Below are 24,730 nucleotides of genomic sequence, written 5' to 3'. Positions count from 1 at the left end.
TTTTGAGGTGCCGGATCTTCGACCATCGGGCTTCTTCGGGGACGAAGAAGGTGTACTTGTCGGGGTTGTCCAGTTGGGCGGCAATGAGGGTGTCGGCCATGCCTTTGGCCTTGAGGTCTTTGGCGAGTTCCTGGCGCTCCTGGTCGAAAAGGTCCGAGAGCCGCTTCAGAAAGAGCATGCCGAAGATGTATTCCTTGTACTCCGAGGCATCCATGTTGCCGCGCAAATCATCGCAGGCACGGAACAGGAGGCTGGATAATTGGCCGAGCGTCAGTTTGGTCATCGGTGTTTCACGTGGGTGTCGAGTGTTGTCTGGCGACCGGGGCTTGCGAGGGTTTACAGGATGCCGGCATTCGCATTCATCGTGTCATCTGGTTCATGGCCGGGTCGTCTTTTGTGGCACGTCTGGTGAACTATAGCATTTGTCTGTAAGGGTTTAATCCATTCCTTCAAAATTTTTCTCCCAGATCCTTTCCCGCAATTTTTGGCTGACCGCCTTTGGTGGAGGGAACACCTATGTTTTCTGGATCATACAGAAATGGTTCTGGCCTTACGAAGCCATCATGTTTAATGAGGCGCTTCTTTTTCCCGAACTCCCGTATCACCGTGCTTTTCTGTATTGCCGGGTTTCGGCCCGGCAGCCGAGCCACTTTTGTTCCGGCAAAAGTAGCCAAAACCATTGACGCCCCACCCGGCCTCATGAAATGAGATGGACGCAAGTCACGGCAGGGCGAGCCAAATCTCTGCGCTCAAACAAGGCTTGCCGGATTATCGGAGCGTCCATTCAGAGGGCCGGACGGCAGGCGTCGGACCCTGGGAGCGACGATTCAAGGTTCCAGATGAAAGAGCGAGAACCATACCTTCGGTATGATCCTGTTTTCTTCTATACCCTGGTCCGTATGTTCTGCGCATCACGCTCTATATCGTGACCAGAAACTGGTCTTTCGGCGATGTTTCTCCTGGAGATGTTCGGAATAGATGCTATGGTCGTGGAAATTCCGCCAGTCGGAAATCGATGGTGCGAGCTTGTCCAGTTTCTTGAGATACCGGACTCCATGGGGATATGTCTTGGTCCGTGCTCGCCGTAGAATGGAATCGAGCAGTGCCCGATATAGGATGGTGGCCCCGAGCGCCCGTCCTTTCGTTTCCAAAATTTCGGCAAGCGGAACCAAGCTTCCATAGAAGTCACCGTTGAGTTGATCGGCTCGGTCGAGTAAGTACCTTTCACCCTCTTCGAAACATCCAATTTCGAGGAGGAATGCGGCATCGGAAAGGACCAGAGTCTTCTGGCTAACAATCGTCTGAATTTCGTCTCTCATGATCCCTTCCCCTTTCTCCTGGCCGATGACGGCCAGCAGGGCATGAAGTGAATCGGAACATCGAAGTCGCCTAAAGATCCGCCAGGCGACGTTCGCCTGTTTCTCCCTGTTCCCGAGGAGGTCATAGATTTGGAGTAGCAATTGATCCCGTTCGTCGATCTGAAAGGTCTCTTGTGCCGGAACCCGTTCGAGCCATAACAAGGCTGTTTCGGCATCGCCGCTTTCCAGGTACACACGGGCGATGTCCGCGCAGGCGGAAGTGGACGGCTTTCCCCAAGCGGCGATCCGGGTCTTCTCGAAGAGCGCCGGATCCTTGATTTGGCGGGCCAGGGATTCGATGCCGAGTAGCCAGTGCCGCTTTTGGTATTCCTCCGTTTCTGCCTCGGCCAATGTGTTGAGGCGGGCAATCATGTTTCGAATCTGTGATTCAGGCAGGTACGCCGCCGCGCAATCGATTAATGTATCCCGCACGCCGTAGTCGTCTTTCCGGTTTAGCGTGAGTACGAGCTCTCCCAGCCACTTTTTGTCATCGCATCGTGCGGCATACTCCACGAACAGGTCCTTGGCTTCTAAACGGTACACATCGCCGATATGGCCGCTGGAGTCATCACACCGGCCGAGTGTTCCTCCGTCGGTCTCAAAAAATGACGCCATTAATTCCGCACCTGTGCGGGAATCATCAACACCTGCCTTGATGTCTTGCAGTACGTCTTCCAGCTCCCGAGCAAAGTGAGCAGACTCACGCCAGGATATGAATTTTCTGGAGCGTTTGAGTCCGGAGAGCTTCGATTTCACATGTTTGAGGGCTTCTTTGGGGGTGGTTATCAGCCTTTCCACCATCACTTCAGCTGATTCATCGCGATTGGCGAGTTTCAAAAGTGCCTCTGCCAATGCGTCGGCTCCCAAATCTCTAAGGCGCTGTTTCCTGTGATCACTCATCGGCTATCGCTCTGGTAGCTTTGTTCCCCGGTTCATGATCTCCACATATCCGCTGTAACTGAACAGCCGATTACGTTTTTGGGCAGTGAGCTCCTGTACGACACCGAGTGTTTCTAAGTGTCCCAGCGTCTTGTTTACGGTCGCGGGCGTGAGGCCGGTTTTTTCAACTAGCCAGTTGGACGTGGCGATGGGGTGTTCCATCAAGGCCCGGTGAATCTGGAGGGCAGAAGCCGTGGCCCGGCCAAGCCCGCTGATTTTTTCACGATCCTGGTTGGACACGTTGAGAAGCTGCTGAGCTGTTTCCACCGCCTGGGTGGCGGTGACCGTGACCGCTTCAGCGAAGAAATCGAGCCAGGATTCCCAATCGCCAGTCATACGAACTTGGTTGAGCAATTCGTAATACTGTTGTCGATGGGTCTTGAAATAGAGGCTCAAATAGAGCATGGGCTCCCGCACCATCTTCCGTTCGCACAGCAACAGTGTGATCAAGAGACGGCCAAGACGGCCGTTGCCGTCCAGGAACGGGTGGATGGTTTCGAACTGCACATGCGCCAGCGCCGCCTTGAGCAGGACCGGCGTGGGTTCGGGTTTGTCGTGGAGGAAGAGTTCGAGGGTGCCCATGCACGACAACACCTCCTCGGCCGGAGGCGGAACAAAGATGGCGTTGCCGGGACGAGTGCCGCCAATCCAGTTCTGGCTGCGCCGGAACTCTCCCGGCGTTTGGGTGCTGCCGCGACCCTTAGTCAGTAAGACACCGTGGATTTCCTGGATCAACCGGAGGGAGAGTGGGAACCCCTCCGCCAAACGGCGCAACCCATGATAGAGGGCCGCCACGTAGTTGCTGACCTCCCGCACGTCGTCCAACGGGACACCGGGTTCTTGATCCAGCTCGAATAGCAACAGGTCCGCTAACGACGACTGTGTCCCCTCGATCATCGAGGAGAGCACCGCCTCTTTCCGGACATACATGTACAGAAATATGGAAGTGTCCGGCAGAAGTGTAGAAACGCTATCCAATCGCCCGAGAGCCAATAGGGCCTGGTCGAACTTACTGCGCAAGTCCGGAGTCCAGTCGATGGGTGGACGCGGTGGAAGTGGGGCCGGGACAAAGGCCTGTACGTTTTCGCCGGTCGTCGTCACCGTCACGTAATGGCCCTGAATTTCCCGTTTCATCCCTTCTCCCTTTGCAGCGAACCTAAAATAAGAGTATTTTTTATTATAGGTTAGTCTATTTAGCTAAAAAAAAATAGAATAACGGAAAAGGCAAGCAAAGTACGGCACTTGTTTTCATTGATTTTTTAAATGGGAGGAGAGATTGGTACCTCAACTTGATCAAGGGGGGATACTTACTTCTTGCTGTGTAACGCCACTTAATTATAAAAAGTGGGTGCTAAAAAAGAAGATCCTCATGACACAGGTTTTGAGGGATTACATAGATAGCAGATTTTGAGTGTGTTCATGTTTTTGCATTGTTCATGTTTCATGAACATCATATTTTCAAGAATATGAAGGTAGTGGGAAAGGAAACTCAGTTTGTTGCAGGTTTACATAGCACATACTCCGGGTCGTCCAAATATCAGATCTACCCTGCAATTTGTCGGTGTGTGTTTCTGTGGCCTCTATGAGAACTAGTGGTTGGGGGTGTGCCCCGCTGTTTCCTTTTTAAAGGTTTAGTGAAATACACCACTTGGCTGGTATGGGGCCATCCCAATCAGGCACGTTTGTTCTTGTGAGTCCGCTTACGCAAATAGTGGTTGGCCCTGCCCTAGTTCGTCTAAGGGAATGGCTTCCACATTCTCAGATAACGGAAAGCGTTTATTGCCTGGATAGATGACCGCTACGCGTTCCAGGCCCAGGTCTTCCAGCGAAATTCGGATGGAAGGCGTCAGGCGCGGAGCATTGGCTCGTTTGCATTCCACCCCTAGTAACCGGTTACCACGACGCAGAACCAGATCGATCTCAGCTCCTTGATGGGTTGCCCAGAAATAGGCGTCGTCGTGCGGCTCCATCATCAATATCTGTTCGATGACGAAACCTTCCCAGGATGCTCCAAGCTTGGGATGACTGACGAGGGCTTTCGCCGTGTCGATGCCGAGGAGGTGGTGTAACAGTCCGGTGTCCCGGACATACACCTTGGGCGCTTTGACTTGGCGCTTGCCAAGATTGGCGTGCCATGGCTGTAGCTGCCGGATCATCAGTGCGTCGGTGAGCAGGTCAAGGTAGCGTCGAGTGGTGGATTCACTGACGCCCAAGGCCCGTGCGGGTTCGGCCGCATTCCAGACTTGACCGTGATAATGCGCCAGCATGGTCCAAAAACGTTGTAAGGCGGCTGCGGGGACACGCACGCCCCATTGGGGAAAATCGCGTTCAAGTAGAGTGCGGACGAAGCTTTTGCGCCAGGCGAGGCTATCGGCCTCTGCTTTGGCTAAATAGGACAAAGGAAAGCCGCCCCGTCGCCACAGTTGCGGCTCGGCTGACGCGCTCAGCTCGGATAATGTAAACCCTCCTATGGTCACATACTCCATTCGCCCAGCCAGGCTTTCCGAGCTTTGCCGGAGCAAATCGCCAGAGGCGCTGCCCAGAATCAAAAAGCGTGAGGGTGTTCCCTTTCGATCGGCTAGGACCCGCAACACCGGGAATAAGTCCGGTCGTCGTTGGACTTCGTCGATGACGACCAGTCCCTTCAACGGGCGCAAGGCCGTCATTGGCTCATCAAGCCGAGCGAGGCTTGCCGGATCCTCCAAGTCAAAATAGTTGACGGATTCCTCGCCCAGTAATTCCCGCGCCAACGTGGTCTTGCCACACTGGCGTGGACCGGACAAGACGACCACTCTGCTGCGCTGGATGGCCGTTTTCAGTGTGGAAAGGATGGCCGGTCGTTCAATCATGGCTTACGGATTTTACCATGAAAATCCATCACATTATAGTTGAATTTCATGGTTATTTCGGATTCGGGTTCAGCCGAATGGGGCAATGTGTTGAGGCGGGAAGGTTTCAAGCATGTGTTTGAGGCGTGAGTAGTTTGGGTGTGTCCAAAAAAAAAGGCCTCTGGATCTTGTGATCCAGAGGCCGATTGGTGGAGGTGAGGGGAATTGAACCCCTGTCCGAGAACATTCAGCGCAACAGCCCTACGTGTGTAGTCGATGATTTGTTTATTCGCAGTTGCCCACGCCCACCGACCGGCTTAGAGCGCCCGCTAGCCCAGAATTTTCTCGTCCGCCGCCGCTGAGCACCAGCTTTGGACCAGCCTGCAGTGTGACGCCCCTTCCCCCCCCGCAGACAAAGAGAGGAGGGACGTCGCGGTCAATTAAGCCGCGAGAGCCAAATTATCGTTGGCAATTAAGTTTTTCCCGAAGGTTTTACGAGACTCCGAGAGCTCGACACGCTCTGTTGACCTCTTGATTCCCGTCGAAGCCAGTCACCCCCTTTGTTCATGTTCACCATTCGCTCCCTTCCAAATCAGGGAGCCTTCTTTATTATACACTGCCTTTACCTTAAGATTCACACGATTTTCTTTTAGAAGGGTTTTTCCCTTTATATATGTAAGATAGGCATCAAAGAAGAAAGATCAAGCAGCCGCATGACAAGCGGACAAGACCTTCAACGCCATCACCCTTTTTATCTGCTGAGATCCTGGAGTCCCTCTCAGTGATTTTTCTCGTATCCTCTGGTACAGGTGGAGAATAATTTTGGGGAGAGGGGTGATGCCATTCAATTTGAATAACCGAGAAGAGGAAGGAGCAGAGGTCTATGGCGTGGACATTATTGGTGGTGGCAGGAATTTTTGAGATTATCTGGGCCACGGGATTGAAATATACGGATGGGTTTACCCGTCTGTGGCCGAGTGTGGGCACGGTTGTGGCCATGGCCGTCAGTATGATTTGTCTGTCGTTAGCTTTCCGGGTGATCCCGATGGGAACCGCTTACACGGTGTGGACGGGTATTGGTGCCGTGGGCACGGTTCTGTTGGGTATTCTGTTATTTGATGAACCGAAAAATGCTGTCAGATTATTTTGTATTGCCATGATTGTGGCGGGCATTGCAGGACTAAAGTTGTCTGATCCTTCCTGATCGAAAAAACGTTTGTGCATTTCTTTCTCATTGTCCTGTGATTTCAAGTTTAAAGGGGTGTGGTTTGGAACAGGGAAGTGGCGGATTTCCCGTTTGAAGAACAAGCGGGGATCAGAAGAAATGTCCTCTTTTTATGCCTTTGCAACCTCGTGCAAAAGAGAGGAAGGCCGGGAACGGGGGGAGTGCTTAAATCGAGTACTGGAAGTCGGGACGGCCGCTGGCGGGTTCAGCCAGAATCCCCCTGGATTTGAGCAAATCAATGATTTGGTGTGTGCAGTCGTCGAAATTTTCCGGCCCTGCAAAAATTAAATCTGTATCCGGCTGAGGCCCTAGTAAATCTTTGGCCATATGGATGGTGATGACCGGGATCGGGTTCACCAACGTTTGTAAGGTTTGCACGATGTGTTTGGTCGGTTCATGGAGCGCATTGGTTGTGGAAATCACCAGGGAACCTGTATCGGTCAGTAATCGCACGACTTCCCCGAACCGTCGAATGATTTCATCCGGTTTCGTATCGAGCAGGTCGGCGTCGAGTCCTCGTTGCAAATTTTCCGGCGCGAGAAGGTAGGCATGCCGGCCTTCTGCGACGAGCACGGTTTCCAGTTTTCGAGCCAGAAATCCTTTCGCGGTGACATCGGGACCGGTCAGTAAGACCACGGCCGCTCGATGTCCATAATGCCGGGCCCGGTCCTCGGCTCCCACATCTCCCTTGACCCAGGCGGAATCCCGTTCTCGTGCCTCCGTTCGAAAATCTTCCTGGTCGTCCTGGACCAGTTCCGTGATGATTCCACCTCCTGCCACATCGTACTCATCTACCAAGACGAAACGGCCGGTCGTCTCGAACTGCGCATAGAGATCAAACGCAATGGGAGATTTGGTCCGAAGTGTGATGTCGGCCACTTCATTCCGTTTCACGGTGGTTTGCGTCTGTCGGTCGTCTAAATTGGTGGCATCCACAATGCGATGGATGGTCGCCACTTCGCAGGGGACTTCTCTGGTGGCCAGTCGTAAGACATATGGCCGGCGAGTTTCTAAGGGACGGCCTCCTAACCAGAACAGGTTGGCACGAATGCGGGTGGAGACCAACGGCCTGGCATCTTCGTGTGTCGCAGTTTCCCCTCGTTCCACAAAAATTTGTTCGTCCAGGGTAATGCCGACAGATTGGCCGGCTTCGGCTTGAGTGGGCGGTGGATCGAGATTGAAGGCTTCAATCGTTTCGATATTGGCCGATTTGTTGGAAGGAGAAAAGACCAGCCGATCACCAATCTTGAGTTTCCCTGCTGTGATGCGGCCAACTAAAATCCGGCGGGCGTCGAACTTATATACGTCCTGAATGGGAAGACGAAGTGTTTGTTCTGCACGCTTGGATTCCAGATGGAAATGCGCCAAGGAATCCAATACGGATGGCCCGGTGTACCAAGGGGTTTCCCGGCTTGATTCGATGATGTTGATGCCCTGTTTGGCGCTCGCGGGGATGACGTATTGGGGAATGACGTTCAATTGGGTGAGAAATTCCCGGTATTCTTTTTCGATGGCCTGGAAGGTGTCTTCCCGGTAATTGACCAGGTCCATTTTATTGACCACTACGGTGACCTGTTTGACGCCTAACATGGAGAGCAAGAGTCCATGGCGTTTTGATTGGTCGCGCACGCCTTCCAGGGCATCAATGACCAGGAGCGCAGCTTCGGCACGAGCGGCACCGGACACCATGTTTTTCAGGAATTCCTTATGGCCTGGCGCGTCAATGATGATGTATTGTCGCCCTCCCCAGGAAAAGAAGGTTCGGGCCGTGTCGATGGTGATACCCTGTTGTTGCTCTTCTAAAAACGCATCAAATAGAAAGGCGTATTCGAATTCTTTGCCTTGTTGCTTGCAAATGGCCTGGATCTTTTCGATCTTGCCGGTTGGTAACGTCCCGGTGTCGGCATAGAGACGACCCAATAACGTGGACTTGCCGTGGTCGACGTGACCCACGATCACGATATTCATTCTCTCCCGGATGGAATTATCCTTAGGAGCGTCGTTAGATTGGCTTATGGCTGGTGTGATTGTCATCTTCACATGTATCCATCTTTGCGTAATTGTTCCATCCCTCGTCCCTCGTCCTGTGCGCGTCCTGCCCGCTCTGCCACCTTGGTGTTGCGTAATTCAATGATGACCTCATCCACATTTTTCGAGGTGGAATCAATTGGTGAGGTACATGGACCACAGCCTAAACTACGATAGCGTTTGCCGGTTCCTTGATCCAAATAGAGATTATCCAGGAAGGGAATATTTTCTAATTTGATATATTCCCAAATATTGATCTCTGTCCAATCCAAGAGGGGATGGATCCGAATATGGGTGCCCGGAGGAAAGGAAAGTTTATATTGGTCCCAGAGTTCTGGGGGCTGATCGCGAAAATCCCATTCATTGTTTTTGTCTCGCGGGGAAAAATACCGCTCCTTTGCCCTGGTACTATCTTCATCCGATCGCACACCCAAAATAACTCCTGTGTAGCCCTTCTCTTCCAGTAATTGTTTCAAGCCTTGGGTTTTTAAGGCGGTGCAACATTCCACTCGTCCCTTTGTGTGGTTCATGCCTTCAGCCAGGGCTTTTTTGTTTTGGCCCACAATCAGATTTAATCGCCACTCGCGTGCGAGGCGATCCCGGTATTCAATCATTTCAGGAATTTTGAAGCTGGTGTCAACATGGAGTAACGGGAAAGGGACATGGCCAAAAAACGCTTTTCGGGCCAGCCACAATAACACCGTTGAATCCTTGCCCATGGACCAGAGCATGGCCAGGTTATCAAAGTTTTTGTAGGCTTCACGCAGGATATAGACGCTTTGATCTTCTAACTGACGAATATGGTTCATGCTGGTATCACCGCCGGTGCAGGTGGGATGACAAATTTGGACTGTGGGGGGCGTCCTTGGACCAGGGAGGTAAAGAACGCTCCGGCTTTTCCGGAATCCAGTGTTTCCTGGGCGAGCGGTGTGGCTTGCGCGAGAGAGGAGGCCAACCCTGCGGCATACATCAGTAACGCCGCATTCATAATGACCCAGTTCCGTCGGTCGCCTTTCTGGCGATCGACGAGTAATTGCGTCATCAATCGGGCTTCATGCTCAGGGTTGCCCGATCCCGGCCCGTTGATGGTTGAACTCATGGCTTGAAATGGTCCGGATCGGAACCCGGCATCATCGGGACGAAAGACCAACGATGAAATATGCCCGCTTCGTAATTCACGAGCCATGGAAGGCGCGGAGAGGGACAGTTCGGGAAATCCTTCGACTCCTTGAATAATCAGCGCCCGCTTTGCTCCCAGCATGTCCAAGGCCTCCACCATTTTATCCAGGTATGGCGGATGGGAAATCCCGATGACTTGTGAGCCCACCCTGGCAGGGTTCAGGAGTCTGGCCACCTGATGGGACAAATTTTGTAAACCGAATGCCTGACGCAGATCCAGCAATTTTGTTAATGGTGCATGGTATCCGGCTAAGTCCATATATACCCATGGCGATTGAGCGCCATGCTCAATGGCTTCCGCCGCAGTACGGGCGATGGGAAGCTGTAAGTGACGAAGGACTTGGGGGAGATCGTAGGGGATGTCCGGGTTTTCTACGCCGTGCATGAACAGGCCTGCGCCAGCCGAAGCCGCGACAAGGCTTGCCGCGACGACCATATGGATAGTGTTATGTTTTTCTCCATAGAGCGGCAGGTCCACCATGTTCTCGGCATGCGGGAGTGGTATCGGTCGCGCCCACTTGCGGACCGTGGTGGTGAACGCGGCGAGTTCGCTGATAGATTCGGTTTTGATGCGCATGGCCATCAAAAACGCTCCCACCTGAACGTCGGTGGCTTGCCCCTCAATGACAGCGTTAAGGGCAAATTTGGCCTCATCCCAGGTCAAATCCTTGGCACCCTTCAGCCCTTTTCCAATTTTTGCAATCAGGTGATCCATACGATGATTCCGGGTTAAAAGGTCAAAACCTGGTCAGTGGGAAGAACGGCTTCTTTCCAGAAGGCCTCTGCGGTTTGCACTTCATCTAATTCCGGAATAAGTTCTTCGACTTTCACTCCAAAATATTTCAGAGAATCTGTACAGACCGAAAATTTGACGTTTCCGTTTTCCTTAGAGGTTTGCATCATTTTCGGGAGGTCCGCTTTATTCTCATTTTTCAACAGATCACGAACAAAGCCTTCCCGCCCTCGATAATCCGGAGACATCGTCAGTTCTTTAATTTTGCCTTTGGTCATTCGGTCTGCTGCTTCGTCACGGAAATAGCCACTCACTTCCATGCCGCTGGCTGCTGCCAGGGCTATCCACTCACAGGCTTGGAAGAGGTTGTTCCATCCCCCTTTGGTAATAATGACGGCAATTTTTTTCACTGATGGTCTCCAATACCTACTTGATTGAGGACAATGAATGTGAAGTTATGAACGACGGAATGTTCACGTGGCCGGATTATCGATGAAGCCCACATTCGGTTTTCTCAGAACTTTTCCATCGTCCGGAGCGCGGGTCCTCTCCCGGCATGACGGGTGCGGTGCAATGGGTACATCCGATACTGGGATAGTGCCGATCATGCAAGGCATTGTACGGAACGTCATTCGCGCGAATGTATTCCCAGACCTGTTCCCATGACCAGGTGGCTAAGGGGTTAAATTTCACAAGGCCAAACTTTGTATCCCACTCGACGATGCGGGCGTTGGCACGAGTAGGTGATTGATCACGCCGAATACCCGTCATCCATGCTGCATACTTTGCCAGGATGCGAGTGAGAGGCTCAACCTTTCGCAGTGAGCAGCATTGGTCTGGCTCGCGCTGCCATAAGGCTTCCCCAAACTGTGTCGCTTGTTCGGAAGGACTGAGTTGTGATTTGACCTGGATAATCTGATCATCCTCTAATTGATAATGTTGAATGATCCGATCCCGAACAGCATGGGTTTCAGGAAATAAAAAATCGGTATCCAAATAAAAGAGGGTGCTGCCTGGATTTGAGCGGAACATCATATCGGCCAGCACGACATCCTCGGCCCCAAAACTACAGGCCAGAATAACCGTTCCCCCATATTCCGCGATCGCGGTCTCGACAATCTTTCGAGGCGCCTGGCCTTCCATGGATCGATTGACCGCGATGAGATCTTCCGGAGTTGGATGGGTATTGAGGAAAAGAGCCATGGCGTTTTACGGTTCCACTTTCTCCACTAACACCCGGAAATGCTGCTCGTCGGCGTCCATGGGTTCCTGTTCGAGCACATTGTGCCCATCGTTTCGAAGACTGACCGGAACGTTGCGAATAGGATCGCCGCCGTCCAACCATACTTCCAGCTGGTCGCCGTGGTCCATCATTTCTAATTTCAGCTTGGTTTTCACGTAATTCATGGGACAGGCCACGCCCCGGAGGTCGTAAACGGGCACACCTGATGGGGAGGATTCCTTTTCAGGTGGCGTGGTTGCCGTCTTGGTTGATTCAGTGGGCTTTTGTCCCAGTTCAGCGGGAGCCAGCTTGAGGTCCTGGCCGATTTGGTCTGAGACGGTCCGGCAGAGGTCCACGAAACCTTTGGTAAACGCGATTTTTCCTTGTGTCAGGTCAGCCGAGGCGTCCTTGTTCCCCAGATCGCCCACTATAGAGGCCAGATTGTGGTATTCGGCGGGCAGGAGCCCCTTGGCGACAATCAACTTGTCAAATTCCGCTAAGGTGTCGGCATCCGTATTCGGATCGATCCCTTCTGTGACAAGGATGGCTTTCGCTCCTGCCACCACGGCTCGATAGGCTTTGTTAATGGCAAACGCGTATTGGTGTTTTTCAGCCAAAATGCGTGCTTGATATAGTTCCTGTTCCGCTTCAAGAATCCGATTGTCGATCATCTCCAATGCTCCACCGGCACATTCGCCGGGTCCGAGGTCCTCAACCGAAAATTCCTCATCGCCTTCCCAGTCGACATAGTATTGTGGATCCTCTTGATACGTGGGAAGGATGGTGTAGGGGATCAGTTCATCTTTGAGCTTGATTTTTCCAGCGCGGTCAATAAACGCCAACAAGGACTCTCCATTTTCTTTATCCCGGCGATAGAGATCGAGCAGATGCTGGACGGCAGCGGGGACGTTTTTCGCAGGGACCTTCACAATGAGTTGGGCAATTTTGGCCGTGCCGTTGACCCGTCCGCCAAGGTGCAGTTCATACACTGGCGCGACATGCTCTCCAATGCGTTTGCCGACTCCATGTAAGCCGATCGTGGCGATATGATGTTGAGCGCAGGAATTATGGCAGCCACTGATTTTCACATTCACCCCTTCCAGATCCCCTGCGATGTTCCCGGCTGGGAACACTTCTGCCAGGGCTCGTGCCAGTCCTTTTGAAGAGGTGATTCCCAGACCGCAGGTGTCGGTCCCCGGGCAGGAAACGATATCGGCTACGCCTTCAGCTCCAGGGTCGCCCAATCCATGAGCGACTAATTCGTCATAGAAGTGCCGGAGGCGAATATCGGGAACCCAACGCACCATGATGTTCTGATTGATGGTGGTACGAAGGTTTCCGTTGGCATACCGTTCGGCGAGCTCAGCAAGCGCAAACATTTGCTCAGACGTGATATCACCCGAGGGGAGTCTCACCGCCGCTGTTTTAAATCCCGACTGGCGTTGAGTGATCACATTGGTCGCGCACCAATGTTCGAACGCCTCTTGAGATGAGGGATCTCCATGGATTGATGAGCCATGAGGTTGGCTGTTTCCATTGCCTTGAATGGATGTGCCGTTCCCGGATTTCGTCGGCATCATTAAGGGAGGATCATCAGGATACGGGGCCGTTTCCAATCCAAATTTAGTGGCGCCGGATTCCAACATGGCATCGTAGGTCTCTTTCCATCGTTTGGAAAATTCCTCAAACCCTAATTTGTCGATGACAAATTTCATCCGGGCTTTGCTTCGATTTTTTCGATTGCCTAAATTATCAAACACCTTGAGCATGGCTTCGGTGGCGGGAATCAATTCTTCCATGGGAACAAATTCATGAAGCACTTTGGCGAGGCGCGGAGTGGACCCCAACCCGCCTCCCACGACCATTTTGAACCCTGGAACCCCTTCCGGATTGCGAGCTGCCAGAAGCCCGACATCGTGGATGGGGGTTAAGGCGCAGTCCTGCTTGCAGCCGGAAAACGCAATTTTAAACTTGCGAGGGAGGCTTTGGTTGAGTGGATTCCGTAATAAATGATAGGCCACGGTTTTTGCATAGGGGGTCACGTCAAACACTTCGCCGGGGCACACCCCTGCCAAGGCACAGGCCGTGACATTTCGCACGGTATTGGCACAGGCTTCCCGAGTGGTGAGTTCAACGTCCGCCAGTTTTCGCATGATGGTGCCAACGTGGCGGAGGGGAACAAAGTGCAGTTGAATATCCTGCCGCGTGGTGACATGTCCCACGCCGGTCGCGAAGGTATCCGCAATGTCGGCCACTTGGCGTAGTTGATTCGCGTTAAGGCCGCCAAAGGGAATCTTAATCCGGATCATTTGGACATCCGGCTGACGCTGACCATAAATGCCGTATTGGAGTCGAAACGGTTTGAATACGTCGGACGGAGTGTCGCCTGATTGGAGTCGATTCACCTCATCCTCGAATGTTTCTATTTCTTCAAGAATCTCCTGGGGTATCGGAACCGTGTGAATAGGAGGGTGGCTAGTGACTGGTGAGGTGCTCATGATAATTCTCCAAATCCGGTATGCGGATCATAATTTTCTATAGGTTGCTTAGAATGCACTGATCTGTTCGACCTTGGTACTGATGAACCTTTTGCCAAAACTAAATATGATACATCACGCAGCGCTGGGTTTCGAGCGTTTGATACTGTTCAACCAATTTTTGTAAAGAAATGCCACGAAGGACTGCCTGCTCCGCCTCTTGAACCTGTTGCCAAATATTTGAAAGTAAGACGTTGTGAACTTGTCGACTTTCCGAATGACCATTGGTGTGTCCTTGTTGAAGCAATGGTTCTGTCGCCCACCCATTCATTGAATTCACTAAATCCGCCAGGGAGATTTGATTGGGGTGTTGAGCCAGGGTATACCCTCCTTGAGCTCCTCGCAGGCTCCTAATAATCCCAGCTTGTTTCAAGTGCTGAAGGATTTGCTCAATAAAGCGAGAGGGTATCCCCTGTCGTTGAGCGATGATTTTAGCCTGAAGCGGAATGGATCTGTCCTGCATTGCTAGTTCGATTGTGGCCAAAATCCCGTAGGTGACTTTGATGGGGAACTTGTTCATTTTCAATTCATACTAAAACGATAGGAATAATATGCAATATAAAAGTCGGCGAAAACATTTGTCAAGAACTGTGAGCCGTACTTTTTCTCTAAAAAGATGTAAGGGATTAAAAATGGGTAAATGGACTATTGCCTCCTGGAGGGATCTGTCATCAGGGGTCCATTGAATCAATCATACGAAAAGCTGAACAAAAATCGAAGGGTCTCTAAATATCGGAAAAAAATAGGCCGATACATGAATGGGGAACGTACCAAAAAAATCAACGGTTGCAACCTTAAGAGTTGTGAGGACCAATGAGATGAAAGATATTGCTGATCTGCTTGAAGAAGTTCAAACCATCGTCCAGTCAATGCGGGGAGAGAAGATGATGCTGGAGGACCGACTGAAAACGTTGGAGGACGAATTATCGACGATGGAGAAAGCGAAAAAGTCTCTGACCCGTGATCTACAGGATACGAAGGAAAGATTTGGCCGGGAACTACAAGCCACTAAGGAAAAATTGGATCACGTGCATCCGGAAATACAAAGTTTGCAAGATGAACTTCAGAATGTTGAAGTGCAGAATAATCTTCTGGTTATGGATCTCAAACAGAAAGACAAGGAAATAAAAACATTAGAATTGCGGCTTCATGAATACACTTCCTTAACTTCTCCCTCTTTCCGAATTGAAGAGCCCATCAGCTAAGCCGGGGGAATGCCTTCCGCTTCAAATCCCCTGGCGGTGGGGTGAGGCCTTGAAAGCCCGATCAAGAGTTTGTCCCTTCCTGGATTGAATTGGTAACTCCAGCCGGTATTCTTCTTCTTCCTGTTATTTTGGCGCCTTTAGAGAACCAGTAAGTATGGGGGAGCCCCTCCACTTACCAAAGTTCCAATATAGGCGGGTGAACCATAAACGGAAATAAGCTTAGGATTGAAACCCCAAGTCGGAGGTTTGTTTCTGTACCCACAGGTTGGGTGAAAAGAGGTTCACCCTCATGGTCAACCTTTTCCCTGAATGATGCGTTTTTTTTAAAGTTCGTCAACTCCTTTTTCCCGTTCTTTAGTGGATATACTCTTTTATTTTGCCATTAATGAGATGGCCTGGGACAAAGGATTATCTGCCAAAAGGATTCCAAGGCATCTACCCCATACCCGATCCATTCGTCAGCAAGGATTCGGGGCATGTTGCCTGCTTCCTTGAAAAAATAGAGGAATGAAGCCTGTGATCCGATGTACAATGGCCGCTCATCACCAGGGAGATGACGAGAATCTCCTATATTGAGCAGGGTTAGTTTTTTCCAGCGAAAGAGTGATCACGGTACGTTTTACCTACTTGTCATCAGAGGAGGATCCTATGGCATCCAAAGCGAAAAAAGCCCAGCCTAAGAAAAAAAGCCCGTTAAAATCAAAACCGACAAAACCGAAGGTAGCTGCAAAAAAGAAGGCAACACCCAAGCGTTCCTCATCAACCGGTCAGGGGGTGGCTTCAGGATCTCGAAAAACATCAACAACAGTCAAAAGGGCATCCCCCCCTAAAACGAAAAAACCTGCTCTGCTGAGTCCGCTTATCGTTTCTACGAGTGAGTTACAGGTTGGTGATCCTGCTCCAGCCTTTTCCCTTCCCGATGACACTGGAAACATTGTGAACTCATCCGAACTTCGAGGAAAAAAAGTGGTTGTGTATTTCTATCCAAAAGATGACACGCCTGGCTGTACGACAGAAGCCTGTTCCTTTCGGGATGGTATTCAGGAATTGAGAAAGAGCGGGGCGGTTGTATTCGGAGTGAGTGGGGATTCAGTCTCGTCCCACCGGAAGTTTTCCGATAAATTTCAACTTAATTTTCCCTTATTGAGTGATGAGTCCAAGGCCATGATCCAGGCATTTGGTGTGTGGAAGGAGAAATCCATGTATGGTCGAAAATATATGGGGATTGAACGCACGACGGTGGTGATTAATGAAGACGGGACCATTAGGAATATATTTCCTAAGGTCAAAGTGAACGGTCATTTTTCGGAAGTGCTCGAAGCCCTTCGATAGTGTTGCCCGGAGAATCCTGTCAGGTGAGAGAAAAGCTTCTACCCGTTCAGTTCGTGGGCGTCGCCAATTTGAGAAAACGTCTCTTCCCCGAAGATGGCATTCGCATTGAGGTAATATTTGAATTCAAGCAGATTATGCGAAGGATCCTCCAGGAAAAACGTCAAATGTTCGAGAGGAGTACCAGGAAATCGTCGACGGGGTTCACGGAAAAACATCAGTCTATTTCCGTGGGCCCGGTCCCGGAGTTCATTCCATTCCTCTTCTGTTCGGCAGATTAACCCGAAATGTCGCGGGTAGATACTTTTTTGTTGAGGTCCAAGGTCTTCGGTCACATGGGCGACAATTTGGTGGCCATGAAAATTCAATGTGATGGCGACGGAAGACTGGCGGCCCACGCCGCATCCCAAGCCTTGGGCGTAGAATTCTTTCGTGGATTCAATATCCCTGACCGGAATAGAGAGATGAAAGGTAGAAGAAGACATAGTATAGATTCCTTCCCGAAGTATCGCATGTTCCGGATGATCAATGAAAATATGGTGCTATTTTTCGATAAACGGCTAGGGTTGAGCGTTCAATTAAAAGGGGGCTTTTAGCAACCTTTCAGGGAAAACGGTTTTTCACGATAGGCTTGCCGCGGCCGTTCCAATACCCGGCGCTCATCCATGGAGTGGTATGCCGAATCGCAAACCTGCCAGTGCGATCGAGGATGAGACATCCGGCCTCCCCTTGAATACGGCTGACCAGTGCCTTGAGGGCATAGTTGGCAGCTCTTACGGGCGTCCAGCCGAGACCGAGCAGGATAGCCATATGTTTGGCCATGCCGGCTCGTATAATGGATTCCCCTAAACCCGTCATGGAAATGGCGCCGGCGGTATTGTCGGCATAGACTCCAGCGCCGATTAAGGGAGTATCCCCAACCCGTCCAGGTAACATGACCGCAACTCCCCCTGTGGAGGCCCCTGCGGCAAGATGGCCGGCACGGTCGATGGCGACTGCTCCCACTGTGTCAAACACTCCCATTTTACGATACAAATCATGGGATTTAGGATTGATATTTTTTATTGACCTCGGAATGCGCTTCTGTTCAATCGGTGTCTTCCGGTGCGTCATGCGCGCCAGACCGAAGAATCGAGCCAAGCGATTGGCATGGGGTCCGGCCATCAACACATGGTCGGTATCGGTCATGATTCGTCGCGCGGCGTGGATTGGATGAAGATATCCTTCCAGTCCGGCTACAGCACCAGCCGATAGGGTCTGGCCCTCCATGATCGACGCGTCCATCCGTTGAGTGCCGTCGAGTTGTCGAAGCGATCCTCGCCCGGCATTAAACAATCCGGATTCTTCCAGGTAGCCGATCATACTTTCTACAGCATCTAAGGGTGAATGCCCTGTTTTGAGGATTTCGTATCCTCCTATGAGTGCCTCTGTCAGGCACATTGATTGACTGTGGGTCGGTTGTCGGGAACCTGCACCCCCATGGATCAGGACTTTCGGTGTGGGGATAAGTGTTAGCTTAGGCAAAGGGCGAAGGGATTAAAAAAAAGCGCGGTAGCGAGTCGTGGTGTCTTTTCTTATCTTTTAAACTGATTGTTCGGTTTGTATTTTGTCATAGGAGGTGTGCCTGTCGCCACCTTGGGTTTTAGAATAGTAGACGGCTTCATCTGCGGCATGGAGCAAATCGGTGACAGTGAGATAGGGGTGATCCGGTGTGTGGGTCGCGATTCCAAGAGAAATGGTGATGGTAATGTGTTTGTCTCCGGCAATTTCATGAGTGGTGTCCCGAAACGCGGAGAGGATTCTTTCGCACACCATGACAGCGGTGGTTGATGAGGCTTTTGGCAGGATGAGCACGAACTCTTCTCCTCCGTAGCGTCCGACCGAATCGGTGGTGCGAAGCTTTGACTGTAAGAGATGGGCGGTTGATTGAAGAACCACATCCCCAGCCTGGTGACCATAGGTATCATTGACGGATTTAAATTTATCAAGGTCCCCAAATACCAGGGTCAGACATTCTTCGTTGGCAAGAGCATGCTCAAAAGAGGCTTCTAAGTATTTATCCAAGTAGGCTCTTGCCAATGCCCCGGTGAGTGGATCGTGGCGGTGGGTTTCTTCCAAATTGTGGAACTTGGCTTCCATGGCGGCATTATTCTGTTGGAGCTCCTGAACTTCCTTGAGAGTCTGAAGGCTTCGAAGGAGAAGTGACTCCCTGGCTTTTTCCAAAATGGCTTGAGGTTCGGTCCATGGCTGTAAGTCCATCTGAAATATTTTCTCTGTTTCTGGAAGAAGCCCTTGCGTTGTTTCCAATACTTCCATGAGCGCCATTGGGGTGAGATTCAGCGAAGCATAGGCCTCTTCTTTGACGGATTGTAGATAGGCGCCTTGAGCGTCGCGTAAAAAGATTTCCGCAATTTTCCCGGACAGCGACACACAGTGGACAAATTTTGCGCGTTCATCTCCCAGGGGAATGCGAGAGGGGTCATCGCTTCCGGCCACGGCCAATCGGAGGCGATCCGGGAAATTCCACTGGGTCAGGAGCCAACTCCCCACGGCGGCATGATTGACTCCTAGGTGTTGGTATTCATGGGAGATGATTCTGGGATGGGATGTTTGATCCAGGTCAGAGGGATTATAGAGGTCAGGGAACACCTGATCGAGGGCGAGCATTCCCAGGTCCTGCATAAGACTCGAAAGATATAACTCTTCAATTTCGACCAACCCACAGGCCGTTCCAAGGACACGGCTGGCTGTTCCTGCCAAAAGTGCACGTTTCCAATACATTCCATAGTCCAAGCCAGTTCCGCGACTGGTTTGCAGGGATTTTATTAATGAAAAGGACAGGGCAAGAGAAATAGTCGCATTAAGACCCAGAACCAGGACTGCTTGTTGAAGACTTTCAACTTTTTTGCAATAGGGGTATAAAGGAGAATTGGCGATTCGTAGGATTTTACTGGCCAGCGCCGGGTCACAATTGAGAATTCTGATAAACCTGTTGAGGTCGAGTTCCGGTTCGTTGGCTAAGTTGATTATTTGTATGGCGACGTTTGTCGGGCTTGGAAGACTTGGGCAGGATTGTAGTTTCTTTTCAAGTTCTGGTGTCATAAAAGGCTCATGGTCAGAGGACCTTCGCGAGTGCCTCTAAAGTCTCTGCATCCTGGGTTGTTCTAAACCTCGTTAATTGGATCTATGAACACGAGGATGTATTTGTGATGTTTTCTAATTACAGACATTTCGGCATATTTATTGACCATCTGAATAGGTGTTAGAGGGAAATTCCTTTCGCTCCGGTTGATTCGGAACCGATTCTCCTGTTTGACCCGCTTGGAGCGAGAAAACCGGATCAAGGAAAATGCAAGTGAAAAACATGGGGCCTCGATATGATTGTGATGTTCGGTCCTATTGATGTTGAGGCAGTTGTTGTCCGTTTTGCCGAGTCTGTAAATGTTGAGGCAGGCCATCCCGGATAATTTTGGGAGTCAGAGAATAGGGTCCAGGTGGATAGCAATATTGAGGAGCGGGCGGAGGGGAATGCCTGGAAGAACAGCGCCTAATGGAATAGATGGCTTTGTGCTTGGTTCAGGTTCGGATCTTGACAACGGTCAAGGTCCAGTCGGACAAACCCAAGGCCCGCGACACAGAGTTCAAAATTTGTTGAAAGCGTTTGAAAGAGTGCGGGTGGATTTTTCCCCTGAGGGTCTTGATGTGTCGCGACAATGCTGTAGGAGCGTTTGCCGGCTTTGACGTAATCCACCAAAAAATCTTTGTGGTGAATCAGTCCGGAGCATTTTATTCGTTTGCAATATTCGGGGAAGAGTCCGGCGAGAAATAAAGTCAGGTCCCCGATGTGACGATGAATATCGCGCTCTTTTTCAGCAGAAGACTGTTGGCTATGGGATTCGGCCGCATACAAGAGTTCCACTACTGTTTCGACGGGTTCTCCCTCATGGTCTTTGATGCGGGCGAGTTGATCGATATGGATAAATTCGAGGAGCAGGTTTGAAACGTATTCTGTTACTTGAAAGTCCGGCCATCCCAATGCTTCGGAAAAGTTTCGTTCTGTCAACCGGCCAAATAACTGTCTTAGAGGATGCTGTTCAGGGATTTGTGTCATAAATGCCCTTCCCTCTCTTTCCACCGAATGTCCCTTCGTCAGGGTGTGTCGGTTTCTATGTGTGTCTATCGGCCTGACGTAAGAGGTTCTTAACCTTTTTTACTCCTTTGCCTGCCCTGCTGTCCAGGATGAGGGTCATGGGATCGTCATTGCGGCAAATACTCCTGCTTATACGGATAGGCCAAGGGCTCGTAATTGTTCCAGTGTTTCCCGATATCGCAGACGTGCTTCTTCCGGGGGTGCTGCCAATTCAACGCTTGGGCGTCGTCCCTTTTTGGTATTGGCCAGTAACGTGAATTGAGAGATTAGAAGGAGTTCACCATTGATGTCTGGAAGCGCATCAGTCATTTCCCCTTGAGTGTCAGGAAAAATTTGAAATCGAGGAATTTTCTCGACCATGAAGGACACGTTTTGATCTGTATCGCCTTGGGCTACCCCTAACAGAATGACGAGCTCCCGGTTGATGGGGGCGATGACTTGGGTTGCAACCGTGCCGGATGTCCGTTTGACGCCTTGAATGACGGCAATCATGAAACCCTTTCGTGCTAACGACTATCCTAAGCCCAGCCGGTCATGAGGACGGCATGCGTGTGAGTCTGAACGCTTATGTTGTGGAAGATGGTTTTCGTATTTTCCGTCGCAACATGAGCTTCAGGTGTGTAAGTTCCTCTGACATGAATACGTGGTGAACGGAAAAATATCCAATCGTGCTCGCAACAAGTGCCAGGCTCAACCAGGCAATTTTTTCTAGGCTCTGTCCTGTTGTCTGCCAAAGCGGAAATCCTGCAATCCAGCCGCAAACGGCGATGAGAGGGAGAAGGGCTGTTCCTGTGCGGACCAGAGATATTCCGAGTGTCTTCCACAGTAACCCCTGAAGCCGATTCCCTAAAATTGCAAGTAGGATAAGGGTGTTCCCCATGGCGGCACAGGCGGTAGCCAGGGCTAACCCGGTGTATTGAAGCCATTGCATAAGCCATAATGACAGTCCAATGTTGAGGCCAACCGCAACCACAGCCACGATGGCCGGTGTCTTTGTATCTTGAAGGGAATAAAATGCGGTTGCCAGAATTCGATAACTGGCGAACGCCCACAATCCAATAGAAAATCCGAGAAGCGCCGAAGCGGTTCCAACCGTATCCATCGCCGAAAAGGCGCCATGCTCAAAAAATACATGAATAATGGGTATGCGTAACAGCATCAGCCCAACCATTGATGGAAGGATGATAAATAGCACCATGCGTAAACCAAAATTCACCGTTTCCCGAAGTTCATGAATGGCTCCACGGGCTGCTTGGCCGGATAGGGTGGGCAAAATGGCTGTGGCCATTGCCACACCAAATATCCCTAATGGGAATTGAATGAGGCGCATTCCATAGAACAGATAGGTGGGGCCCCCTTGAAAATACGAAGCTAAAATCGTGCTGACGGTGAGATTGATTTGGGTCACCGCTAATCCCAGCAAGGAAGGAATGAGGAGGAGGCCCATCCGCCGAACCCCGGGATGGCGTGGATGAAAATTCCAGGACAAGGGGAAATCATGTTTATGTAAACTGGGTAATTGCATCAGGAATTGAGCGAGTCCTCCCACCACAATGCCAATGGCCACAGCAAGAATCGCTTGATCAAAGAATGGTGAAATCGCTACGGCGAAGAAAATGACACACAGATTGAAAAAGACCGGAGCCAAGGCAGGAACGGCAAATGAATGGAGGGAATTGAGTATCCCCATGGCCAGGGCCGCAAGACTCACGAAGAGTAAGTAGGGAAACATAATTTGTGTGAGGAGCGTGGTTGTGGCAAGTTGATTCGCCTGCCCATGGAGGCCTGGTGCCAGGAGCCAGACGAGACTTGGCGCGGCAACGATGCCCATTAAGGTGACAAAGGTCACGAGCGTCAGGAGCGTGGTGAATGCTGCGCTGGCTAACTCCCAGGTTTCCTGCTTGGACCGGGTCGAATGATATTCGGTGAAAACCGGAATAAAGGCGGAAGACATGGATCCTTCCGCAAAAAGTTCTCGCAACAGATTGGGAATTCGATAAGCGATGTAAAATGCGTCTGCGGAAGCGTTGGCGCCAAACAAATTGGCGAGAATGACATCTCGGATAAATCCGAGAATTCGACTGCAGAAAGTGGCTCCGCCGATCAGCCCGGCTGCACGGCTAATACGATGGGTCTCTCTCTGAGGAGAAGACGGGACTGGTGGAGGTTGACCTGATTGGGACATCCGAATAGGAATATTACCGGATAGGGTTGAGTTGTTTCACCTGTCAGATGTCAGTGCACGATTGTCTTGCCCTATTATAAGGGGACCCGGGTTCGCACGCAGGACGTGGACAGGCGCGTTTTCACTTGGTCTTGAATTGACACACTTTAATTCATGCTTTAGCATCACATCCCTTTTGTCCATGCAGTTCTTCATCTTATGACAAGATCTTCGTTGACTCAATCCAGTCTGCCACGATGGTGGTGTTTTGCGACCGCGTTTTCGACCGGTGCGGTGGTGATGGCGCTGGAAATCTTAGGGAGTCGCCTTCTGGCGCCGGTTTTTGGAAGCTCACTTTTTGTCTGGGGCGGACTGATCGGGGTGGTTCTGGCTGCCATGAGTAGTGGGTATGCTGCCGGAGGCTGGCTGGCTGATCGATACGCTCCGCAGAGGGTGTTAGCTGGGCTGTTGTTGCTGTCCGGCGCTTGGACCCTGTTATTGGCATGGGTAGGGCAGCCCGTAGTTTTTGGCGTGGCCCGATGGATTCAGGATCCTCGATGGGGGCCATGTTTTGCAGCGAGTGTGCTGTTGGCGGTTCCGGCATTTGGATTGAGCGGTGTTCTTCCGGCTCTCCTGCGTTTGGCTATCGGGGATATGGGGCATCTTGGACGTCATACGGGTGGCATGATTGCGGTTTCAACCATTGGGAGTCTTGTCGGAACCTGGGGGACCTCGTTTTATCTTTTAACCTGGTTGGGTAGTACCACATTAGTCGCTATCCTTGGCGTGGTCCAGATCTGTCTTGGTCTATGGTGGACATTGAGAGTTGGCATACTCCAGCCTGGTTTACAGGCCATGCTCCTTGCCTGCGTAGGCGGATTAACCTGGATGGGGTTTCATCCGGTCAGCATTTTGCCACCGGCCATTTATCAGGAAGATAGCCCGTACCAACAGGTGAGAGTGAGTGAAAATGATTTATTCCGGTATCTTATTTTGGACAATACTTTCCACGCGGTGATGTGGAAAGCGACGCCGGAATCTCTTGCCTTGCCCTATAGCCAAGTCATGATGGGTGTGTTGCCACTTGTCGAGAATCCTAAGCGAGGATTGATCCTAGGCCATGGCGGAGGATCATTGGCCAAGTGGCTAGGGAACCACTGGCCGGATTTAGAATTGGATGTTGTCGAAATGGACCCGTCTGTCGTCCAAGCCGCTGAACGGTATTTTGGTTATACGCCACCGCTCAACCATCATGTGTATGTGGAAGACGCCCGCACGTTTTTACGAAACAACCCTTTCCAGTATGACGTGGTGTGGGTCGATGTGTTTGCCAGGCATCTCATTCCGTTCCATGTGACGACTCAGGAATTCTTTGAAGAATTACGGAAGCATGTGAATCCTGAAGGCGCGGTTGCCGTGAATCTGGCTTCCTCCGATGCGCCGGCGAATGTTCGCCGCGCACAAGCGGTGTTGACCACAATGCAACTGGCGTTTCCTGAAGTGGTGCCCTACGGGGTCGCGGGCCCTGAATGGTTAGATACAAAAAAAGGGTCCGTGAACCTGATTTTTTTTGGTGGGAAACCTGTCTCCGTTATGCGCGGTTCGAACTTTTTGGATGTCTTGGCTCGTCAGATGAATCGTGATCGATTTCCGCCAGAAGGGTTTGCATTTTTCATGTCAGAGGAGCCGGTCGTACTGGTTCCTGGCGAAATTCTGACCGATGATTTCTCTCCGCTCGATTTGCTTCAGGGGCAAGGGTAAGCATCCCTTTTGCCTCGAGTCAGCAGGGTTCTTCCTTTAATTCATAAAAACAGCGCAGGATACCCCTCGGCT

21 protein-coding genes and 1 other RNA gene are annotated in these 24,730 nt (G+C 51.1%); 4 read left to right on the top strand and 18 right to left on the bottom strand.

Annotated features, from left to right (window positions below; genetic code table 11):
* From AAH187_RS07690 to ssrA, 5 genes are all read right to left on the bottom strand, one after another.
* Positions 1 to 283: type I restriction-modification system subunit M N-terminal domain-containing protein (locus tag AAH187_RS07690; protein ID WP_342347860.1), on the bottom strand; the 283-nt coding region annotated here is incomplete at its 3' end.
* A gap of 628 nt (positions 284 to 911) precedes the next feature.
* The gene (locus tag AAH187_RS07685) at positions 912 to 2,258 is read right to left on the bottom strand and encodes a DUF6880 family protein (protein ID WP_342347859.1); all 1,347 of its coding nucleotides are present in this window, start codon (positions 2,256 to 2,258) and stop codon (positions 912 to 914) included.
* A 3-nt stretch (positions 2,259 to 2,261) separates the two neighbouring features.
* Positions 2,262 to 3,431: a Fic family protein gene (locus AAH187_RS07680; RefSeq protein ID WP_342347858.1), complete on the bottom strand. Its 1,170-nt coding sequence runs from the start codon at positions 3,429 to 3,431 to the stop codon at positions 2,262 to 2,264.
* A gap of 566 nt (positions 3,432 to 3,997) precedes the next feature.
* Positions 3,998 to 5,146, bottom strand: a complete 1,149-nt coding sequence (locus AAH187_RS07675) for an ATP-binding protein (protein ID WP_342347857.1) — start codon at positions 5,144 to 5,146, stop codon at positions 3,998 to 4,000.
* Between the two features lie 186 nt (positions 5,147 to 5,332).
* Positions 5,333 to 5,684, bottom strand: a transfer-messenger RNA (tmRNA) gene (gene ssrA, locus AAH187_RS07670).
* Positions 5,685 to 6,008: 324 nt separating this feature from the next.
* Between ssrA and sugE the strand changes: the two genes are divergently transcribed.
* Complete coding sequence (gene sugE / locus AAH187_RS07665; protein ID WP_342347856.1) at positions 6,009 to 6,329, top strand: quaternary ammonium compound efflux SMR transporter SugE; 321 nt, start codon at positions 6,009 to 6,011, stop codon at positions 6,327 to 6,329.
* A gap of 186 nt (positions 6,330 to 6,515) precedes the next feature.
* Here sugE and AAH187_RS07660 read toward each other — a convergent pair whose 3' ends face one another.
* The 7 genes from AAH187_RS07660 to AAH187_RS07630 all read right to left on the bottom strand — a co-directional run bounded on the left by AAH187_RS07660 (position 6,516) and on the right by AAH187_RS07630 (position 14,569).
* Entirely contained in the window at positions 6,516 to 8,318 is a 1,803-nt protein-coding gene (locus AAH187_RS07660) for a GTP-binding protein (protein WP_342347855.1), read from the bottom strand.
* A gap of 68 nt (positions 8,319 to 8,386) precedes the next feature.
* Positions 8,387 to 9,187, bottom strand: coding sequence for a sulfate adenylyltransferase subunit CysD (cysD, locus tag AAH187_RS07655; protein WP_342347854.1), 801 nt, complete (start codon positions 9,185 to 9,187; stop codon positions 8,387 to 8,389).
* Positions 9,184 to 10,272, bottom strand: coding sequence for a hypothetical protein (locus AAH187_RS07650; RefSeq protein WP_342347853.1), 1,089 nt, complete (start codon positions 10,270 to 10,272; stop codon positions 9,184 to 9,186). Before AAH187_RS07650 ends, cysD begins: the two co-directional genes overlap by 4 nt.
* A 14-nt stretch (positions 10,273 to 10,286) precedes the next feature.
* Positions 10,287 to 10,700: a DsrE/DsrF/DrsH-like family protein gene (locus AAH187_RS07645; RefSeq protein WP_342347852.1), complete on the bottom strand. Its 414-nt coding sequence runs from the start codon at positions 10,698 to 10,700 to the stop codon at positions 10,287 to 10,289.
* Positions 10,701 to 10,776: 76 nt separating this feature from the next.
* Positions 10,777 to 11,493 (bottom strand): phosphoadenylyl-sulfate reductase, encoded by a 717-nt coding sequence (locus AAH187_RS07640; RefSeq protein WP_342347851.1) that lies wholly within the window; start codon positions 11,491 to 11,493, stop codon positions 10,777 to 10,779.
* A 6-nt stretch (positions 11,494 to 11,499) separates the two neighbouring features.
* A complete protein-coding gene (locus AAH187_RS07635) occupies positions 11,500 to 14,010 on the bottom strand; it encodes a sulfurtransferase TusA family protein (protein ID WP_342347850.1) in 2,511 nt (836 codons plus the stop codon).
* Between the two features lie 100 nt (positions 14,011 to 14,110).
* A complete protein-coding gene (locus AAH187_RS07630) occupies positions 14,111 to 14,569 on the bottom strand; it encodes an Rrf2 family transcriptional regulator (RefSeq protein WP_342347849.1) in 459 nt (152 codons plus the stop codon).
* Positions 14,570 to 14,867: 298 nt separating this feature from the next.
* Between AAH187_RS07630 and AAH187_RS07625 the strand changes: the two genes are divergently transcribed.
* Complete coding sequence (locus tag AAH187_RS07625) at positions 14,868 to 15,254, top strand: hypothetical protein (RefSeq protein ID WP_342347848.1); 387 nt, start codon at positions 14,868 to 14,870, stop codon at positions 15,252 to 15,254.
* Positions 15,255 to 15,902: 648 nt separating this feature from the next.
* The gene (gene bcp, locus AAH187_RS07620) at positions 15,903 to 16,586 is read left to right on the top strand and encodes a thioredoxin-dependent thiol peroxidase (protein WP_342347847.1); all 684 of its coding nucleotides are present in this window, start codon (positions 15,903 to 15,905) and stop codon (positions 16,584 to 16,586) included.
* A gap of 38 nt (positions 16,587 to 16,624) precedes the next feature.
* On the opposite strand, the gene AAH187_RS07615 is transcribed toward bcp, so the two are convergent.
* The 6 genes from AAH187_RS07615 to murJ all read right to left on the bottom strand — a co-directional run bounded on the left by AAH187_RS07615 (position 16,625) and on the right by murJ (position 22,918).
* Positions 16,625 to 17,068 (bottom strand): VOC family protein, encoded by a 444-nt coding sequence (locus tag AAH187_RS07615; protein WP_342347846.1) that lies wholly within the window; start codon positions 17,066 to 17,068, stop codon positions 16,625 to 16,627.
* A gap of 118 nt (positions 17,069 to 17,186) precedes the next feature.
* On the bottom strand, positions 17,187 to 18,107 hold the full coding sequence (locus tag AAH187_RS07610) for an isoaspartyl peptidase/L-asparaginase family protein (RefSeq protein ID WP_342347845.1): 921 nt from the start codon (positions 18,105 to 18,107) through the stop codon (positions 17,187 to 17,189).
* Between the two features lie 57 nt (positions 18,108 to 18,164).
* Complete coding sequence (locus tag AAH187_RS07605) at positions 18,165 to 19,685, bottom strand: GGDEF domain-containing protein (protein WP_342347844.1); 1,521 nt, start codon at positions 19,683 to 19,685, stop codon at positions 18,165 to 18,167.
* Positions 19,686 to 20,130: 445 nt separating this feature from the next.
* Positions 20,131 to 20,694 (bottom strand): hypothetical protein, encoded by a 564-nt coding sequence (locus AAH187_RS07600; protein ID WP_342347843.1) that lies wholly within the window; start codon positions 20,692 to 20,694, stop codon positions 20,131 to 20,133.
* 168 nt (positions 20,695 to 20,862) lie between these two features.
* A complete protein-coding gene (locus AAH187_RS07595) occupies positions 20,863 to 21,225 on the bottom strand; it encodes a D-aminoacyl-tRNA deacylase (protein WP_342347842.1) in 363 nt (120 codons plus the stop codon).
* A 73-nt stretch (positions 21,226 to 21,298) separates the two neighbouring features.
* Complete coding sequence (gene murJ / locus AAH187_RS07590) at positions 21,299 to 22,918, bottom strand: murein biosynthesis integral membrane protein MurJ (protein ID WP_342347841.1); 1,620 nt, start codon at positions 22,916 to 22,918, stop codon at positions 21,299 to 21,301.
* Positions 22,919 to 23,116: 198 nt separating this feature from the next.
* On the opposite strand from murJ, the gene AAH187_RS07585 reads away from it, so the two are divergent.
* Positions 23,117 to 24,658, top strand: a complete 1,542-nt coding sequence (locus tag AAH187_RS07585) for a fused MFS/spermidine synthase (RefSeq protein WP_342347840.1) — start codon at positions 23,117 to 23,119, stop codon at positions 24,656 to 24,658.
* The last annotated feature ends 72 nt before the right edge of the window (positions 24,659 to 24,730 follow it).

This window comes from uncultured Nitrospira sp., from assembly GCA_902500695.1.
Taxonomy (GTDB): domain Bacteria; phylum Nitrospirota; class Nitrospiria; order Nitrospirales; family UBA8639; genus Nitrospira_E.
The sequence above is the reverse complement of the archived record's forward strand: the minus strand, read 5'-3'. Positions and strand labels throughout refer to the sequence as shown.

Coding starts and splice junctions, on each gene's coding strand:
- AAH187_RS07685 (WP_342347859.1), bottom strand. CDS start 2,258: ATGAGTGATCACAGGAAACAGCGCCTTAGAGATTTGGGAGCCGACGCA.
- AAH187_RS07680 (WP_342347858.1), bottom strand. CDS start 3,431: ATGAAACGGGAAATTCAGGGCCATTACGTGACGGTGACGACGACCGGC.
- AAH187_RS07675 (WP_342347857.1), bottom strand. CDS start 5,146: ATGATTGAACGACCGGCCATCCTTTCCACACTGAAAACGGCCATCCAG.
- sugE (WP_342347856.1), top strand. CDS start 6,009: ATGGCGTGGACATTATTGGTGGTGGCAGGAATTTTTGAGATTATCTGG.
- AAH187_RS07660 (WP_342347855.1), bottom strand. CDS start 8,318: ATGAATATCGTGATCGTGGGTCACGTCGACCACGGCAAGTCCACGTTA.
- cysD (WP_342347854.1), bottom strand. CDS start 9,187: ATGAACCATATTCGTCAGTTAGAAGATCAAAGCGTCTATATCCTGCGT.
- AAH187_RS07650 (WP_342347853.1), bottom strand. CDS start 10,272: ATGGATCACCTGATTGCAAAAATTGGAAAAGGGCTGAAGGGTGCCAAG.
- AAH187_RS07640 (WP_342347851.1), bottom strand. CDS start 11,493: ATGGCTCTTTTCCTCAATACCCATCCAACTCCGGAAGATCTCATCGCG.
- AAH187_RS07635 (WP_342347850.1), bottom strand. CDS start 14,010: ATGAGCACCTCACCAGTCACTAGCCACCCTCCTATTCACACGGTTCCG.
- AAH187_RS07630 (WP_342347849.1), bottom strand. CDS start 14,569: ATGAACAAGTTCCCCATCAAAGTCACCTACGGGATTTTGGCCACAATC.
- AAH187_RS07625 (WP_342347848.1), top strand. CDS start 14,868: ATGAAAGATATTGCTGATCTGCTTGAAGAAGTTCAAACCATCGTCCAG.
- bcp (WP_342347847.1), top strand. CDS start 15,903: ATGGCATCCAAAGCGAAAAAAGCCCAGCCTAAGAAAAAAAGCCCGTTA.
- AAH187_RS07615 (WP_342347846.1), bottom strand. CDS start 17,068: ATGTCTTCTTCTACCTTTCATCTCTCTATTCCGGTCAGGGATATTGAA.
- AAH187_RS07605 (WP_342347844.1), bottom strand. CDS start 19,685: ATGACACCAGAACTTGAAAAGAAACTACAATCCTGCCCAAGTCTTCCA.
- AAH187_RS07600 (WP_342347843.1), bottom strand. CDS start 20,694: ATGACACAAATCCCTGAACAGCATCCTCTAAGACAGTTATTTGGCCGG.
- AAH187_RS07595 (WP_342347842.1), bottom strand. CDS start 21,225: ATGATTGCCGTCATTCAAGGCGTCAAACGGACATCCGGCACGGTTGCA.
- murJ (WP_342347841.1), bottom strand. CDS start 22,918: ATGTCCCAATCAGGTCAACCTCCACCAGTCCCGTCTTCTCCTCAGAGA.
- AAH187_RS07585 (WP_342347840.1), top strand. CDS start 23,117: ATGACAAGATCTTCGTTGACTCAATCCAGTCTGCCACGATGGTGGTGT.